The sequence below is a fragment of the Pseudoxanthomonas dokdonensis genome (assembly GCF_001431405.1).
Lineage (GTDB): Bacteria > Pseudomonadota > Gammaproteobacteria > Xanthomonadales > Xanthomonadaceae > Pseudoxanthomonas_A > Pseudoxanthomonas_A dokdonensis.
Genome location: NZ_LDJL01000006.1, coordinates 42865 through 60360 on the forward strand (window position 1 = coordinate 42865; position 17496 = coordinate 60360).

Below are 17496 nucleotides of genomic sequence, written 5' to 3' on the forward strand. Positions count from 1 at the left end.
GTGCTGGCGGACGCTGTCGCACGCCTTATTCGTCCTGCGACCAGCGCGACAGATCCTGGTTGATATCGTTGATGCCCTGCCACGGATCCTTGCGCCGGCGTTTCAGCATTGCCGGCACGTCGGCAATGCTGAAGGCATCGGCGCGCTTGAGCCTGGCCAGTTGGGACCAGGCCAACGGCATTGCTACTGGCGCGCCGGCACGCGCACGCATCGAATAGGACGCCACGGCGGTGGCACCGCGGCCATTGCGCAGGTAGTCGATGAAGATGCGCTTGTTGCGCTTGCTCTTGGTCGCGGTCGCCAGGAAGCGGTCCGGTTGCGAACGCGCCAGCGCGTCGGCAAAGCCGTGGGCGAAGCGCTTGCTCAGCTCCCAGTCGCAGCCCGGATTCAGCGGTACCACCACGTGCAGCCCCTTGCCACCGGACACGCGCAGGAACGACTCGAGCTGCAATTGATCAAGCAGCTTGCGGATGTCGACCGCAGCCTGCTTGACCTCGCTGAAGGCGACATCAGGACCCGGATCCAGGTCGAACACCACCCGGTCGGCACGCTCCGGGTCGCTGGCATGGGAGCCCCATGGATGGAACTCCAGCGCATTGAACTGGACCAGCTCCATCAGTCCCGGCAAATCCTCGACCACCAGATAATCGGCATTGGCGCCGGACTCTTCCTTCAGTTTCACCGTCGCCACCCGCTCCAGCCCCGAGGTCAGATGCTTCTGGAAAAAGCACGGCTGCTCGATGCCGGCCGGACAACGGATGATCGACAGCGGACGCCCGGCGATCTCCGGCAGCAGCCAGTCGGCGACGGCCAGATAGTAGTCCCACACCGCCTGCTTGCTGATGCGATCGGTGGGAAACAGCAACTTGCCGGGGCTGGACAACGTCGGCAGCGCTGCGACGTCATCCGATTGGCGGACCTTGCTGCCCGCTTTGGCTTTGGTTGCTTTGGTTGCTTTGGTTGCTTTGGTTGCTTTGGTTGCTTTGGTTGCTTTGGTTGCTTTGGTTGCTTTGGTCGCTTTCTTCACTGTCCTGCTCCGTTTGCCGGATGTCGCCGCCGTGGCGGCACGATCACTGTCGGCGAGATCGGCAACCTCCTTGTCCAATCGCACGGCCTTCAGCGATGGTTGCCGCAACAGTTGCTGGCGGCCGATGCCGCGATAGAACACCTCGACCACGAAGCGCGGTTCGAACCAGGTGGCGCTGCGCAGGTCGGTGTCGGTGGTGCCGACATGGGCAGTCGGCTTGTTGCTGCCGCCGCGCTTGAGCCTGGCAGTGACTTCGCGCATCAGCTTGTCATTGAAACCGGAACCGACCCGGCCGGCATAGCGCCAACCGTATTCCGCATCCGGCCTGGCCAGCAGCAGTGAGCCAAAACCGCTGCGGCTGCCCTTGGGGGCGGTATAACCGACCACCGCGAATTCATCACTGGCCAGTTGCTTGATCTTGCGCCAGTCGTCACTGCGACCGCCGCGATAAGGCCGGTCCGCGCGCTTGCTGATGATGCCCTCGAAGTGGCGCTGGCCAGCGAGCTCGAACGCCGCCTGGCCTTCGCCTTCGATGTGCGAGCTGAAAGCAAGTTGCGCCGGCGCATCCTGCAACAGTTCCTGCAACAGTTGCTTGCGCTGCATCAGCGGCGCGTCGGCGATGTCGACACCGTTGACGTGCAGCAGATCAAACAGCGCCAGCGCCAGCTTGCCCTGGCGTTCGCCGGACAGCGTGGATTGCAGCAGGCCGAAGTCCTGGCGGGCCCCGGAACCGGCGATCAGTTCGCCATCCAGCGCCGCCGATTGCAGGCCAAGCGCGGCGATGGCCTCACGGATATCGGGAATCCTGTCGGTCCACTCCAATCCATTGCGCGACCACAGCTGCACGTTGCCATCGGCGATGGTGGCCAGGATCCGGTAGCCGTCCCACTTCAGCTCGTGGATCCACTGGTCGCCGCTGGGTGGCTGCTCACTGAGCTTTGCCAGTTGCGGTTCGAATGGCCCATCCGGTGCCTTGGCCCTGTCCGCATCGGTCAGCGCCAGCGCCTTGCGCGCCCAGTCCTTGCGACGCTTTCTGCTGACCGGCAGCGAGCTCAGCTTCTTCTTGTTGGCCTTGCCGGCACCGGCACGCTTGAGGTCGGCCGCCGGCGGCGCGGTGACGTCGGCCAGCAGATCGTCGGCTTCCAGCGTGCCCGCGTACGCATCCTTGTCCTTGAACAGCAGCCACTGCGGTTGTCTGGCGGCCTTGCCCGAGCGGACCAGATGCCAGCCACCCTTGAGCTTGCTGCCGAACAGCTCGAAGCGCAGATGGCCTTTGACCAGTTGCTGCTCGGGGTCGCCATCGGTCGCCCATACGCCGTGGTCGAACTGGGCCACATGGCCGCCACCGTATTCGCCCTTGGGTATCTCGCCTTCGAACCCGGCGTAGTCGACCGGGTGATCCTCGACCTCGACCGCCATCCGCTTGACGCTCGGATCGTAACTCGGCCCTTTCGGCACTGCCCAGCTTTTCAGCGCGTCACCGACCTGCAGGCGGAAATCGTAATGGCGGCGGCTGGCATGATGCAGCTGTACCACGAAGATCGCACGCTGCCCTTTGGGCAGCGGCTTCCCCGGCTGCGGCTCCCGCGTTTTGTCGAAGCTGCGCTTGCGGCGATAGTCGGCCAGGCTCATGGCATCGGCTTAATGGCCGGGATGACGACGCACCGCACCGGCATCGGGGCCGACGGCCTTCACCGCATCACCCGGTTGCCCGGCGCTGACGTCCAGCGAGAGGGTCCCGTACTGCAGCTCATGGTCCTGGCCGACGTTGATCCGATCGCGGTCGGGACGCCCCATCTCGTTGCTGTCGTCGGCCATGATGGCGCCTCCTGATCCGGGATTGGCCCGGCTGGCGCATCATCGATGCGACATTCGTCGCGGGTGCTCGCCAGCCTCCATCGTGTTGTAGTCCGACGGCCGTGAACGCGATGTATCGGTGCCCTCGCCTACTCTCCGGCCGGGGTGAAATGCAGATCCTGGTAGTCGTAACTGAAGTCTGCCAGCGGCGACACCGCCTTCATGCGGATGCTGGCGACCTTGCCTTCGGCATCCAGGGCAAAGCTGACGTAGGCCGGTTCGATGGCACTGTCATCCCAGCGCGTGCGGAAAGTGTCGTACTGCCAGTGTTCCAGGTTGCCGGCCATGTTGGGTGTCTGCTGGAAATCGATCCGCAGCTTGCCGCCCTGTTCGCTGATGGTGATCGGCCCGTACCACGGATCGACGTAACGGCCGGCATAGCCCGATGCGGGCAACGAAGGCCGCGACTGCTTGCGTGCCGCCTGGCCGCTGGCCTGCAGTGCCTGCAGTCCTGCGTCGAGTCGCTGCTGGTACCACTGGTCGAACGCGGCGACCCAGTCGCGTGGCGCGAATCCCAGATAGTGATCCAGCAGCTCGTAGCCCAGCCCGCGCATGACCCCGACATCCTCGGCGTTGATCTGCAGCGAGATGCCCAGGTTGCGCTCCGGCACCAGCACGATGAAGGTCAGCACGCCAAACACCGCCCCGCCATGCTGGACGACCTTGACCCCGCGGTAGTCCTGCACGTTCCAGCCCAGTGCATAGCTGGAAAACTGCGGCGTCATGTCGTTGATCGGTGCCGGGTACGGCGTGATCGGAATCAGCACCTGCGGCGTCCACATTTCCTGTGCCGAGGCCGCGCTGTAAAGGCGCTTGCCATCGCCATCGGGCAGCGCGCCCTGGCCCAGCTGGATCTGCAGCCAACGGGCCAGATCATGGGCGCTGGAGGACAGGCCGCCGGCCGGTGCGCCGACCTGGCCCAGTCCTTCGCGTTCGGGCAACAGCTGCTGCTTGCCCAGCCCGCGCAGGCGCGGGTCCAGGCGCGCGTGCGGGTAGGCGCGATTGGGATTGGCGAAGCGATCGTTTTCGTCACTGACCGAATCCATCATGCCGGCAGGCCGCAGCACCCGGTCGCGCATGAAGCTTTCCCAGTCCTGCCCGCTGGCGGCGGCAATCACTTCACCGGCGACGATGTAGAGGATGTTGTCGTAGGCATAGCCGCTGCGGAAACTGGTGGCCGGCTTGATGTGGCGCAGGGCCTGGACGATGTCGCCGCGGCTGCGCGAACTGCGCGGGATGAACAGCAGATCGCCGGCGCCCAGTCCCAGCCCGCTGCGATGCACCAGCAGATCGCGGATGGTCATTTCGCGGGTGACCCAGGCGTCGTACATCTGGAACGTCGGCAGGTGATCGATCACCTTGTCGTCCCAGTCCAGCTTGCCTTCGTCGACCAGGATCGCCAGCGCCGCGGCGGTGAATGCCTTGCCGGTGGAACCGGTCGGGAAGATGGTGTCGGCATCCACCGCTTCCGCCGAACCCAGCCGGCGCACGCCGTAGCCCTGGGCCTTGGTGACCCTGCCGTCCTCGACGATGGCAATCGCCATGCCCGGCACGTCGTGTTGCTTGAGTACCTGCTCGACGCGCTGGTCGAAACCCGGCGGCGGCGCTGCCGCGACCGGCGCGGCCAGGCAGGCGGCGACAATCAGCGTGGCGGTCAGTGAATGGATGCGACCCATGGCAGGCTTCCTCACGAAGACGGAGTGGTGGAGGTGGAGGTGGTGATCAGGGCTGGCGGTGCTGGCTGTCGCCATAGTTGCCAGGCGCCCAGGCTGAGCAGCGGCAGCACGTACACGGCCAGCAGTACCCACGCCAGCAAACGATAGCCGTGCGCGATCAGCGCGATCAGGCCGAAATGGTCGGCGACGAAGATCGATCCGACCAGCAGCACGCTGGCAATCAGCAGGCGCGCTGCCGCCGGCAGCGGCTTGCCGCTACGCGCCAGCCAACGCCCGGCCACGCGCTCGTTGATGGCATGCACCGCGCCGGTTCCGGTCTCCAGCAATGCCGAAAAGATCATCGCCTGGAACAGCAGATGGAACAGCGGCCGGTCCAGCCGCTGCAGCATGAAATCCGACGGCAGTGCCTGCTCGCCGATCTGCGGATACCAGCCGATCATGCAGACGAAGAACAGCAACGCCGGCAGCATCGCCAGCGGACCTGCGATGACACCGGCCACCCAGGCGTCGCGGCGGCGGATGAAATGCCGCGCCACCGGCAGGATCACCACCGCGGCCACCACGTTGTAGCTGGCGTATGCCAGGCCATCCAGCGCCCAGCCCGCTGCCGGTGGACCGGCGCTGGCGAAATTGTCCAGCACGCGGTCGCCGAACGAAGACAACGCCAGCAGCATGAACGCCGCGTACACGCCGTACAGCAGCAGCGATGCCCATTTGAACAGCCGCTCGACCGAGCGATTGCCGAACGCGGTGAACGCACCGATGGCCACCATCAACAACAGCGTGCCGGCGACGGTTGGCAGCCCGAACATCGCCTGCAGGATGGCGCCGGCGGCCGCGCCAATCACCGCCAGGATCAACACCAGAAACAGCAGATAGGCCGCTTCGAACAACCACCAGCCCGGCCCCAGCAGGCGCTGGAAGAAACTGCGGTAGTCGAACGCGCGGGTCGCGTGGGCGAAAGCGAAGGTCAGCGCGCAGACCAGGCTCCAGATCAGCATCGCCAGCAGCATCCCCAGCAGGCCGCCGTAGGGTCCGCCGGGAAGGAAGAATTCCGCCAGTTCGCGACCGGTCGCGTAGCCGCCACCGATGACCACCGCCTTGAATGCCAGTCCCGGCAGCAACAAGCGCTGGAACCAGCTGGGCGTGGGCTCAGACATCGCGCGGCATCAGCCCAGGCACTGCCGCAGCAACTGCTCGAACGCCGGTCCGCCACGCATCGGGTCGGCGACCGCGCAGCCCAGCCGCTGGCTCTCGCTGTCCAGCAACGCCGCGGCGCTGGCCGGATCCAGTTGCGAGGTATCCAGGCTGACCCCGCCGCAGCGGATGCCGGCGCGGGTGCGCTGTCCCAGTTGCAGGGCCAGGGCAATGGTGTCTTCTATGCTCGGCAAGGGATAGGCCGGATAGCCGAGCATGTGTCGTCGCCCCGGCTGGTGGCAGATCACCACCACGTCCGGCTGGCTGCCGTGCAGCAAGGCCAGCGCGACCCCGGCGTAAGCCGGATGGAACAGCGAGCCCTGGCCTTCGATGACGTCCCAGTGATCCTCGGCAGCGGCCGGCGACAGCATTTCGGCCGCGCCGGCGGCGAAGTCCGAGACCACTGCATCCATCGGCATGCCACGGCCGGCGATCAGGATCCCGGTCTGGCCGCTGGCGCGGAAATCGACATCGACGCCGCGTTCGGCAAATGCCCTGGCCAGCGCCAGCGCGGTGTACTTCTTGCCCAGCGCGCAATCGGTACCCATCGTCAGCAGGCGCTTGCCGCTGCGTGGCGCACCCGTGGCCACGGCGATGCCGGGCGGCGGCACGCGCACGTCGATCAACTGGCGGCCGAGCGCATCGGCGGCCTCGCGCAGGCGCGCGATGCTGGCAATCCGCACGTGCATGCCACTGATGATGTCGAGTCCGGCATGCAGTGCCTGCAACAACGGTTCGATCCAGCTCTCCGGTATCACTCCGCCGGCATTGGCGACACCGATCACCAGTGAACGCGCGCCACGCGCGGCCGCCTGCTGCGGGGTCATTGCCGGCAAACCGGCGCTGACCGTGCCGCCGGCACAGCGGAATTCGCCGATGCAACGTTGCGGCGCCCAGTCACGCAGGCCGAACGCGGTCTTGGCATAACCCGGCTCGCTGATATCCCCCAGGAACAGCAGGTGCGGGCTGGGCAGCAGCGGCAGGGCCGGTGGCGTTGGCAGGGGCGGCAAGCTCGATGGCAGCATCGCGACGGTCTTCACCTGGGCGTGATCGGGGAACGCCGGCTCCGCGAGGGGGGCCGGCAAGGGCGGCAAGGCAGCAGCGAGCGTCGCCGTGCTCAGAACCGGAAATCGATTTCCATGCCGTAGGTGCGCGGCCGGATCGGCACGCCGGCGACCTGCACACGGGTGCCGGACAGTGCACCGTCGAGCGCGGTCAACGAAGACCAGGCGTGTTCGTTGGTGACGTTGTTGGCATACACGCGCAGCTCCCAGGCGCCTTTGCCGATGCCGGCATACAGGTCCAGCGCCTGGTAGCCGTCCAGCTTCAGCGGCGCGGTGATCTGCTCGTCGAGGATCACCGAGGCGTCGCCCGGCGCGGTGATGCGCTGGCGCTGGGTGGTGTCGTTGAACTGGTCGTCGACGCCGCGCAGCGAGGCGCCGATCTGGCCGTTGTAGCCACCGTTAGTGGCAAACGCATATTCGGTGTTCAAAGTCCACGACAGTTCCGGCGAATAAGGAATGCGGTCGCCGGCCAGACCGGTGTTGAGGACCACGTCGAAGTCGCCCTGCGGCACCACGGTGGGGTCGAAGTCGTTCTTCACCGTGGCATCGGTATAGGCCAGGTTGAAACCGATCGTCCACGCATCGGTGGCCCGGAACTGGGTGGTCAGTTCGGCGCCTTCGCTGGTCGCTTCACCACCGTTGACCAGGCCGCCGATGCCGTTGAACGAGGACGCGACCTGGATGTCTTCCCAGTCGATGCGGAATGCGGCGACGTCGATCTGCACGCGGTTGTCGGCGAACTGCGATTTCAGGCCCAGCTCGTAGCTGTCGAGCATCGAGGAATCGACCTGCGGCGGAATCCCCGGCAGCGCCACGTTGGGACCGCCCGGCTGGTAGCCGGTCGCCACCCGCGCATACAGCAGGCTGTCTTCTCCGAGCTTGAACTGCGGGCTCAGGCTCCAGGTGAACACGTCTTCGCTGGATTCGCCGGGGGTGTTGGCAATCGGCGCCAGGATGCCGGCGGGGACGTTCTGGCTGAAGCTCTGCTCGTTGCGCGCCTGGCGCACGCCGGCATCGATCTTGAAGCGCTCGCCCAGTCGCAGCGAGCCATTAGCGAACACCGCGGTTTCCTTGTAGGTGCTGGGCAGGTTGATGATCGCCAGGGTGCCGAACATCTCGTCGTACGGGGCGGGCAACGGCGAGCCGTCACGCTGGCCTAGCCAGGCGAACTGGCTCTGCAGTGCGTCCTCCTTGGTGTAGAAGGTGCCGACCATCCATTCGAACGCGCCCTCGCCTTTCGAGGTCAGACGGAATTCCTGGGTGAACTTGTCCAGATCAAAATCGTAGCGGGTGAAAGAGCTGCCCGGTTCCGGCAGGCCCAGCAGCAGGTCGGCGACTTCGCCGAACGGAATGGTGGTGTCGAGCTGGGTGCTGGTATCGGTCTGCGACCAGCCACTGGCGGAGACGAAATCGGCCCAGCCCAGATCCCAGTCCACGCTCAGCGCGGCCAGGGTGAAGTCCTTGTGGAACGGCTGCGGCTGCCAGGTGCGATCGACGTTGTCGCCGAACAGTGGCTCGAGCGTGTCCGGGTCCAGCGCGGTGCCGGCGCGGTCGTTGGCGTTGATGCGCTGGTTGATCAGCGACAGATCGACATCGACGCTATCGCCATCCCAGGCCAGCGCGGCACGTGCGCCGGTCTGCTGGGAATCATTGACGTCGCGGCGGCCACTGATGACGTTGTCGGTATAGCCCGGCAGTTCATTGCGGGCAAAGCTGACCCGCAGTCCCAGCCGATCTTCCTTCAGCGGCAGGCTGGCGCCGACCCGGCCGTTCCAGCTCTCGCCACCGTCCTGCACCGTGCGCAGGCCGAGGCCGACCCGCAGCTCGTCGCCGCTCAGATCCGGAGCGCGGGTGACGTACTTGAGCAGGCCGCCAATCGCACCGGCGCCGTACAGCGTGCCCTGCGGTCCGCGCAGCACTTCGACCCGGCTGATGTCGTACGGCAGCAGGTCCAGCATCAGGGTGTTGGCGGCCTGGTAGATACCGCTGGAGCCGACCGGTACTTCATCGACATAGGTGGCGACGGTGGCGCTGGAGGACATCGCCGAGATGCCGCGCAGCGATACCGAGGTCTGGCCCGGCGTCCCATCGTCCTGCACCTGCAGGCCCGGGATCAGCGCGGCGTAGTCGGCCAGTGAACTGGAACCCAGGTTTTCCAGCTGGCGTTCGCCGACCACGCTGATCGAGGCGGCCACGTCGCGGACGTTCTCGATGCGCTTGTTGGCGGTCACCACCACCGTGTCCAGGGTCGCGGCACGTTGCGCCGCGCTGGCCTCGTCAGGTGCCGTGTCCTGCGCGTCCTGTGCCGACACCGGACTGGCGAGCGAACAGGCCAGGGTGGCGGCGATGGCGAGCGACAACGGCGAGCGATACCACGGGCGGTTGGACTGGAACACGTTCATCTCTGCTCTCCCCGGAACTTCGATTCGGTTGGCTTGCGGGCCGCGGCAAGGCGCGGCAATGGGCGCGAACTACATCCTGATTAGGGATAATGGTCCTAATCAGAAAATTGTCAACATGTTTGGAAAATCAGTTTGCCGGCGGTCATGGCTGCGCCGGCCCGCGCCAGCCCGGCCCGCGCACCACCCGGCCCGGCTTGGCCCCGGTGTGCTGGCCCTCATGCAGCACCTGTACGCCATTGACGAAGACCTCGTCGACGCCGCTGGCGTACTGCTGCGGCCGGGCATAGGTGGCGTGGTCGGCGATGGCGGCCGGGTCGAACACCACGATGTCGGCGAAGCAACCCGGTGCCAGGCAGCCGCGGTCCTTGAGCTTCCAGTTGCCGGCCGGCAATCCGGTCAGCCGATGGATGCCTTCCTGCAGCGTCATCAACTTGCGGTCGCGCACGTAGTGGCCGAGAAAACGGGCGAAGTTGCCGTACGCGCGCGGGTGGGTGCTGGATTTCAGGAATACGCCCTCCGGGGCCGACGATTCGGCATCCGAACCCAGGCTGACCCACGGCTGCTTCAATCCCAGTTCGACGTTTTCCTCGCTCATCAGGAAATACGCCGCGCCAATCCGCTGGTCTTCGATGATCAGATCGATCAGGGTGTCCTCGGCAGAGGTACCGCGCTCGGCGGCGACGTCGGCCAGGCTCTTGCCAAGCAGTGGTTTCAGCTTTTCACTCTTGAACTCAATCAGCAGCACCCGCTCATCGGAACCGGCCAGTTGACGGATGTTTTCCCATGACGGCGCGGGATCGCGCATCTCGGCGATCACTTTGGCCCGGGTCGCCGGATCCTTGAGCCGGGCCACCATCTGCTCCGGACCACCGGCCTGCACCCACGGTGGCAGGCCGGCGGTCAGGCCAGTGCCACCGGCGGTGTACGCGTACATGTCGGCGCTGATCTTGAGGCCCTGATCGCGCGCGGCCTGGATCCGATCGATGGCCTGGCTCATCTTCGGCCAGTTCTTTTCACCGGCGGCCTTCAGGTGATAGACCTCGGCACGCTCGCCGGTCGCCTTGCCGATGGCGATGGTTTCATCCAGCGCTTCGAGGAAACGATCGGCCTCGCTGCGCATGTGGGCGATGTAACCACCACCGGATTCGGCCGCCGCCCGCGCCAGCGCGGTCAATTCGTCGCCATCGGCAAACGTCGCCGGCGGATAGATCAGCGATGCGCCCACCCCCAGCGCACCCTCCTCCATCGCCTGGCGGACCAGATCCTGCATCCGTGCCAGTTGCGCGGCATCGGGCTTGACGTCGTCTTCGCCCAGTTCGTGGATGCGCACGGTGGTGGCGCCGACGAACGAAGCCACGTTCGGCGTGACTCCACGCGACTGCAGCAGTTCGAGGTAGTCGCCCAGCGTGGTCCAGTCGATCGGATAACGGATGTCGCCCTGTTGCTTCAGCGCATCGATCTTCATCTGATCGGTGTACGGCCCCATCGACCAGCCTTCGCCGAACACTTCCAGGGTCACGCCCTGCCTGGTGTCGCTGACGCCACGGCCGTCGGCCACCAGCGAGTCGACCGCCCAGCTCAGCATGTTGATGAAGCCCGGCGACACCGCGCGACCATGCGCATCGAGGGTCCGGGTGGCGTTGGCTTTCGCCCCTTGCGGCAGCAGCGCGGCGATGCGGTCGCCGCGCACCGCCACGTCGACCTGCTGCGGCGGTGCGCCGCTGCCGTCATAGACCACCCCATTGCGAATCAGCAGGTCATACGGTGGTTCCGGTGCCTGCGCGGCGGCGCCGTGGCTGGCCAGTGCCAGTACGATCAATGCAGACAACGGACGCAGCATGGTCGTTACTCCTTCAAGCGGGATCAGGGAGATTGCGTATCGGTCGATCCAGCCGCCACAGCAGCGCCGCGGCGACCAGCGCCAGCAGCGACAGGATCAGGAAGAAACCGGCATGGCTGGCCTGCGACCACAGCGTGCCGACCAGGCCGGCCAGCAGGCTGCCGCTGAAGATCGCCAGGAACCACGACGCCACCGTGGTCGCGCCCATCCGCGGCGGCGCCAGCTTGGCGAACAGGCCAAGTCCAGTCGGCAGGATGTACAGCTCGCCGAGGGTCAGCACCACGAAGAACGCCACCACCCACCACCAGCCAACCCGTGCGTCACCCGCCAGCGCGGTCAGCACGGCCAGCAACAGGTACGCGGCAGCCACCAGCAATGCGCCGATCGCCATCCGCATGCCCGGCGATGTCTCGCGGCCGGCCTCGGCGCGGCGACGCCACGCCATCAGCAGCACCGGCGTCAATGAAATCACCAGCAGCGGATTCAACGACTGGAACCAGGTCATCTTGATCTCGATGCCGGCCAGCTGGCGATCGACGCCACTGTCAATCCACAGCGGCAAGGTGTTGCCAATCTGCTCGTAGGCACCACGGAAAATGGTCGCGGCGATGCCTACTCCCAGCAGCAGCCACCACACGTTGCGATGGTTGCCGCGGGGTTCAGCCGGATCGCGGACGGCCGCGCGTGTGGGCGCGGCTTCGACCGGCAGGTAGCGTTTGCCGGCCAGGTAGATCAGCAGGCCGGCGAACATGCCGATGCCGGCCGCGCCGAAACCGTAGTGCCAGCCGTAGACTTCGCCCAGCGTGCCGCAGACCAGTGGCGCCATCACCCCGCCGATGTTGAGGCCGACGTAGTACACGTTGTAGGCGCGGCCACGGCGCGGATCATCGGCGCGATAGAGATCATTGATCTGGCTTGGCAGGCTGGGCAGGAACAAACCATTGCCCAGCGCAATCACCGACAGCGCCAGGTAGAACATCGGTTCGAACGCCATCAGGAAGTGGCCGGCGGCCATGATGCTGGCGCCAATCACCACCGCCTTGCGCTTGCCCAGCCAACGGTCGGCGATGGCACCACCGAGGATCGGCGTGAAGTACGCCATGGCGGTGTAGGTGCCGTAGATGAAGGAGGCTTTTTCCTGTGCGAACAACAGGTGCTTGGTCATGTAATAGACCAGCAGCGTGCGCATGCCGTAATAGGAAAACATCTCCCACATGTTGGTCAGGAACAGGATGGTCAGCCCGCGTGGCTGGCCGAACCAGGTCTTCTCGCCCGCTGCCGCCATCGCCGTGCTCATGCGTGGGTCCGCGGCCCCCAGACCTCGTCGCCGCAGTGGATGTAGCCGTCTTCATAGCGCACCGATGGCGAGCGATCCTGGCGCAGGAAGATCGGGCCATCCAGATCGACCACATCGCAGAACTGGCCGAGCACGAACGCCGGCGCCGCAGCCAGGCTGGTGCCACACATGTTGCCGACCATCACCTGCTTGCCCAGTTCGCGTGCACGCCTGGCCATCAGCAGGCCTTCGCTCAGTCCACCGCATTTGTCGAGCTTGATGTTGATGACATCGAAGCGATGATGGCGCTGTTCCAGTTCGGCCAGATCCAGGATGCTCTCGTCGGCAGCGAATGGCAGCGCGCGCTCGATCCCGTCCAGATCCGATTCGCGACCCCGTACGCACGGTTGCTCGAGCAGCGACACTCCGGTTTCGACCAGCGCCGGCAGCAGCAACGGCAATGTCGCCGCGTCGTAGCCCTGGTTGGCATCCACGCCAATCCAGGCGTCCGGGCAACGCAGGCGTACCGCGCGCACGCGCGCACCATCGAGATCCGGATCACCGGTCAGCTTGAGCTTCAGCGCACGCGCCTGGCGATAGGCCGCGGCGCGCTCGGCCATCACCGCCGGTTCATCGGCGCCGACGGTAAACGTGGTCAGCAGCCCGCGTACGCTGTCGAGCCCGGCCAGCTGCCAGACCGGCACGCCACGCTGCTGCGATTCGAGTTCCCACAGCGCACAGTCCAGTGCATTGCGGGCGCCGCCGGCGGGCAGCAGCGTACGCAGCTGTTCGCGATCCAGGCCGGCCTCGATGCGCGGCCGCAATGCTTCCAGGGTCGCGATCATCGTCTCCGGATGATCGTGGTTGTAGTAGACCCCGGCCGCCTCGCCGCGGCCGACATGCGGGCCCTGGCGCAGGGTGACCACGGTCGCCGGCATCGCTTCGAATACGTGGCCGGCGATGCGGAACGGCGCCGACATCGGCAACGGTTCGTTATGCAGTTCGAGTTGGACGGGCACGGTCGCGGTCACGCATACCTCGGGCAGGGCAAGCCATGGACAGGGCGGCCGGCACAGTGCCGGCCGCACACGGATCAATCAGTAGTAGGCGCCGTAGCCGATGACGTGCTGGGCCAGGCCGATCCACAGCAGGAACAGGCACGACAGTGCGATCAGCACCGCCCACAACCTGGCCAGCCACTTGCGCTTGGCGCGCAGCACCTGCCACGCATTCCACAGCGACAGCAGTGCGCCCAGCGGCAGCACCACGGTGGCGAACAGGCGCAGCAGGTTGATCCAGATGTCCGAGCCGGGGCCGGTCATTTCCAGATCACCGAGCATCGCGACCACGAAGCCCAGCGTGCCGCCAATCGACAGCAGTACCGCCAGCGCGGTCAGGCGGATGATGCGGTGGGCACGGGCATCACTGCCCGACAACCGGTACGGCACGCCGTAATAGCGACGGACCAGGGCCGACACCGGCCAGGCGATGACGGTCAGCAGCAACACCGCCAGACTGGCGATCAACAGCGGCAAGGCCAGCGAGCGCCACGTCGACAGGCGTTCGAACACCATGATCGGCGCGTACGGCTCCATCGAGAAGCGCACCACCTTGCCGTCGACCACGTCGGCGGCCAGGCGATCGCTGCCGTCCACGTCCTGCCACAGGTAGGGCGAAATCTCGCGCCACTTCTTCGGCACGCCGTTGGCACCCAGTGCCATTGGCACGCTGATGGTGCCGTCCTCGTTGGCAATCACCTTGACCTGGCCAAGCAGATTGACCAGCGACAGCAGATTGCTCTGTGGGCGACGGCTGCTGTCGTAGTGGCCAACCATCTGCTGCGCGTGCTGCCGCGCAAGCGCCGCATCCAGCGCTTGTGGACGCTTGCCACTGCCCGGCAGGTAGCGGTCGGCGAAGCTACGGACCAGCGCGCCACGGATCTGGCCGGTGGCGCCGTCGCGGCCACTGCTGTTCATCGAAACGAAAATACCGATGCCATCGTCGAGGAACAGCTCCAGCTCGCTGTGGAACCACATGGTGTCGCCGCCATGGGCGATCGCGCGGTGGCCGTTGACGCTGGTTTCGTAGAAGCCGAGCATCATCCTGTTCAACGGACCGACCGATGCCTGTCCGGTCGAATGCATCTTGCGCGCGGTATCAGCGCCAAGGATGCGTGCATCGCCATAGGCGCCGTCCTGCAGGTGCGCGATCATGAATCGCGCCATGTCGGTGCCGGTGGCAGCCAGGCTGCCGGCCGGCGCCAGGCTGATGAATTCGTAATCCTTGGGCTTGCCGTCGGAGGCCTTGGCGTAACCCTTGCTCATGTTGGCCAGCAGCGCCGGCTGCAACGGCTGGCTGAAGCTGGAATGCTGCATGCCCAGCGGCTTGAAGATGTGGTTGGCGATGTAGGCGTCAAACGCTTCACCGGAAGTGCGCTGCACGATGTAGCCGGCCAGCGCGGTGGCGTAGTTGGAATAGGCCGGTGTCTTGCCGGGCACGTGGATGCGTTCGGGCACCCAGCGCTTGAGCGCATCGCCCAGCGGCACGATTTCATCGGCATGCGAGGTGATCAACCCGCGGATCTGTTCTTCCATGCCGGTGGTGTGGGTCATGATCTGGCGCAGGGTGACCGGCTTGCCATCGCGCGCCGGCACCTTGAAATCGATGTACTGGTTGACGTCGGCATCCAGATCCAGCTTGCCCTGTTCGACCAGTTGCATCACCGCGGTCCAGGTGAACAGTTTGGATACCGAGCCGGGCCGGAACAGCGTCTTCTGCGGTACCACCGGTGCGCGTGTTTCCAGGTCGGCATAACCGTAGCCCTTCTGCAGCAGGATCTGGCCGTCCTTGACCACCACCACCACGGCCCCGGCGATGTCGCCATTGGCCAGCGCGTAAGGCAGATAACCATCCAGCCAGGCTTCGACATCGGCACCGGTCAGTGCCGGCACCGCGCCGTCTTCGCTGGCCGCCGGCAATGGCGTGGCCGGCGCCACCGGCGTAGCCGGCGGCAGCGCGTCCGGCGACAGTGCGGCCTCCTGCGCCGTCATGCCGTTCGCACCCCCTGCGAACAGCAACAAACCACACAACACGAACGGAATCACGCGCATCGCTTCGTCCCCCGGAGCTGGTGATGGCAAGTCGTGCCAGCGTCCGGCATCTAGCCAGCGCCAACAGGTTGACTTATCCTGATGCGGCCATAATGGTCCTAATTAGAGAATTGTCAACCATGCCAGATGACCTGCCCGGTAGCCGTTTGCGACAGGGCTTTGGTGCCACGCAGCTTTGCTTCGCCTGCTGGCCGGGGTAATGATGAGCCTGGACAGGACGCTTTAGACTTCCGCAGATACCCGGAGACCCCACGGATGACCTCACAACACCCCACCATCGGCGGACTGCTGCGTGCGCTGCGCGCCCGCAAGGGCTGGACGCTCAAGCAGATGAGCCAGCATTCCGGCATTCCGCTGTCGACGCTGTCCAAGGTCGAGCATGATCGCCTGACCCTGACCTACGACAAGCTGCTGCAACTGGCCCAGCGCCTCAACCTGCGCATGTCGGAACTGTTCGCCGAGCAGGACGATACCCCCGAGCCGGCGGTCACCGCCCGCCGCAGCATCGGCCGCATCGAAGACGCCATCCGCGTCAACACGCCCAATTACGACTATTACTACCTGTGCCCGGAGCTGCGCCGCAAGCGCATGATCCCGGTGTTGACCCGGGTCCGGGCCAAGACCATCGCCGAATTCGGCGAACTGGTCCACCACTCCGGCGAGGAATACATCCACGTGCTCGAGGGCCGTGCCGAGGTCCACACCGAGTTCTATGACCCGATCATCCTGGAAGCCGGGCAGTCGGTGTACATCGATTCCAACATGGGCCACGCCTACATCGCCGCCGAAGGCTGCGAGGAAGTGCTGCTGCTGGGCGTGTGCTCGAGCACCGATGAACACCTGCTGGAGTCGTTGATGACCCTGCATGGCGACGAGCTGGCCGCGCAGCAACCGCCATCGACCGCCAGGCAAGCCGCTGGCGAGGCGGTGTCCAGGCCCAGGGCCGTGCGCAAGACGCCGGCCAGCACCCGCAGGAAAGCCTGAGCCGCACCGCCGGCAGACAGGCCGCGCCGCCGTACCCGCGGCGGTGCGTGGCAGGCCACCGCCTCCACGCGCCTGCGATGAACACAGCGGGACCGGCACGCGCACGTTACGATGTGGAACTCCCCACGCCGTCCGTTGTCGATTGCCGATGCAAGCCCGTCCCCCCCACCTACCGCCGGCGGCATGAGCCAACATCCAGTCGTTCCGGAAGCCCGGCCCGAACCCAGAATCGAACGCCTGCAGCGCTGGTTTGCCGCGCTTTGCAGCGCCCTGCTGCACCTGCTGATGCTGCTGATCCTGCTGCATTCGTCGCCGCCGATTGTCAGCTCGCCACAAAGCGCCGCCGGCGGCAGCCGCACCCAGGTGCGCTTCATCGGCCAGCCGGGCCAGACCCGGCAGCCAGCGCCGGAACCGATCAAGAAGCCCAAGCCATTGGCCAACAAGAAGCCGGCCAAACCGGCACGCGCGGCCTCGCGCCTGCAATCCACCCTGGTCGACCGCGCCGACCAGCCGATACCGCCGGTCCAGCAACAGGCCACGCCACAACCGCAGCCGACAGCGCCGAGCGCTGAACCGGCACCCAGCCCGGCACAACAGCCGAGCGATCCACCGCCGCCTTCGCAAAGCCGCCGCCCCGAGCTGTGGACCGGACAACCGCCGGGCATGCTGCCCAGGGAGACCGCGCCGGAAAATGCCGGCCTGTCCGCCAGCCCGGCGGTGCGCAACGGTCGCGGCCGCGACATCAGCGCCTCCGGCCCGAGCATGGAGCTGGGCGGCTACCTGGTCTATTACGAAGTACTGAGCGACGACAAATTACGTGCCTGGGCCGATGCCGGCATCAAGGAACTGTCCATCCCCCTGCCCGGCACCCGCTACTACATGGTCTGCGACATCCAGATCGCCATCAAGCGCGGCTCCGGCAAATGCCGCTCGGTCGATCCCGGTTCGCCGGAAATGGATGCCATCGGCGATGCCCGCAAAGTGGTGACCATGCAGCGCGTCTACAAACAGGGCGAACTGGTCTGGAGCGGGCCGGGGCCGTATCGCTGAAGCGTGCCTGGCT

12 protein-coding genes are annotated in these 17496 nt (G+C 66.0%); 2 read left to right on the plus strand and 10 right to left on the minus strand.

The genetic code is table 11. The annotated features are described in order from the left end of the window. Positions 1 to 25: 25 nt before the first annotated feature. From ligD to ABB29_RS06630, 10 genes are all read right to left on the minus strand, one after another. Positions 26 to 2659 carry a DNA ligase D gene (gene ligD, locus ABB29_RS06590; RefSeq protein WP_057657828.1) on the minus strand — a complete coding sequence of 878 codons (2634 nt, stop codon included), beginning with the start codon at positions 2657 to 2659 and terminating at the stop codon, positions 26 to 28. Between the two features lie 9 nt (positions 2660 to 2668). Beyond that, entirely contained in the window at positions 2669 to 2845 is a 177-nt protein-coding gene (locus tag ABB29_RS16085) for a DUF3606 domain-containing protein (RefSeq protein ID WP_083487582.1), read from the minus strand. Positions 2846 to 2973: 128 nt separating this feature from the next. Then, the gene (locus ABB29_RS06595; RefSeq protein WP_057657829.1) at positions 2974 to 4560 is read right to left on the minus strand and encodes a serine hydrolase; all 1587 of its coding nucleotides are present in this window, start codon (positions 4558 to 4560) and stop codon (positions 2974 to 2976) included. 11 nt (positions 4561 to 4571) lie between these two features. Further along, positions 4572 to 5720, minus strand: a complete 1149-nt coding sequence (locus ABB29_RS06600; protein WP_057657830.1) for a YkvI family membrane protein — start codon at positions 5718 to 5720, stop codon at positions 4572 to 4574. A gap of 9 nt (positions 5721 to 5729) precedes the next feature. Beyond that, positions 5730 to 6842 (minus strand): N-acetyltransferase DgcN family protein, encoded by a 1113-nt coding sequence (locus ABB29_RS06605; RefSeq protein WP_245622558.1) that lies wholly within the window; start codon positions 6840 to 6842, stop codon positions 5730 to 5732. A 32-nt stretch (positions 6843 to 6874) separates the two neighbouring features. Beyond that, entirely contained in the window at positions 6875 to 9223 is a 2349-nt protein-coding gene (locus ABB29_RS06610; protein ID WP_057657831.1) for a TonB-dependent receptor, read from the minus strand. A gap of 142 nt (positions 9224 to 9365) precedes the next feature. Next, a complete protein-coding gene (locus ABB29_RS06615) occupies positions 9366 to 11063 on the minus strand; it encodes an N-acyl-D-amino-acid deacylase family protein (protein WP_057657832.1) in 1698 nt (565 codons plus the stop codon). Positions 11064 to 11076: 13 nt separating this feature from the next. Next, on the minus strand, positions 11077 to 12360 hold the full coding sequence (locus ABB29_RS06620) for a peptide MFS transporter (RefSeq protein WP_057657833.1): 1284 nt from the start codon (positions 12358 to 12360) through the stop codon (positions 11077 to 11079). Continuing rightward, positions 12357 to 13358 (minus strand): dipeptide epimerase, encoded by a 1002-nt coding sequence (locus tag ABB29_RS06625; protein WP_245622559.1) that lies wholly within the window; start codon positions 13356 to 13358, stop codon positions 12357 to 12359. The genes ABB29_RS06620 and ABB29_RS06625 overlap by 4 nt, the downstream gene beginning before the upstream one ends. Before the next feature lie 78 nt (positions 13359 to 13436). Continuing rightward, positions 13437 to 15449, minus strand: coding sequence for a serine hydrolase domain-containing protein (locus tag ABB29_RS06630; RefSeq protein ID WP_057657834.1), 2013 nt, complete (start codon positions 15447 to 15449; stop codon positions 13437 to 13439). A gap of 255 nt (positions 15450 to 15704) precedes the next feature. Here ABB29_RS06630 and ABB29_RS06635 point away from each other — a divergent pair, with 255 nt between their 5' ends. Next, on the plus strand, positions 15705 to 16433 hold the full coding sequence (locus tag ABB29_RS06635) for a helix-turn-helix domain-containing protein (RefSeq protein WP_083487584.1): 729 nt from the start codon (positions 15705 to 15707) through the stop codon (positions 16431 to 16433). A 183-nt stretch (positions 16434 to 16616) separates the two neighbouring features. After that, entirely contained in the window at positions 16617 to 17483 is an 867-nt protein-coding gene (locus ABB29_RS06640) for a hypothetical protein (RefSeq protein ID WP_057657835.1), read from the plus strand. Positions 17484 to 17496: the final 13 nt, after the last annotated feature.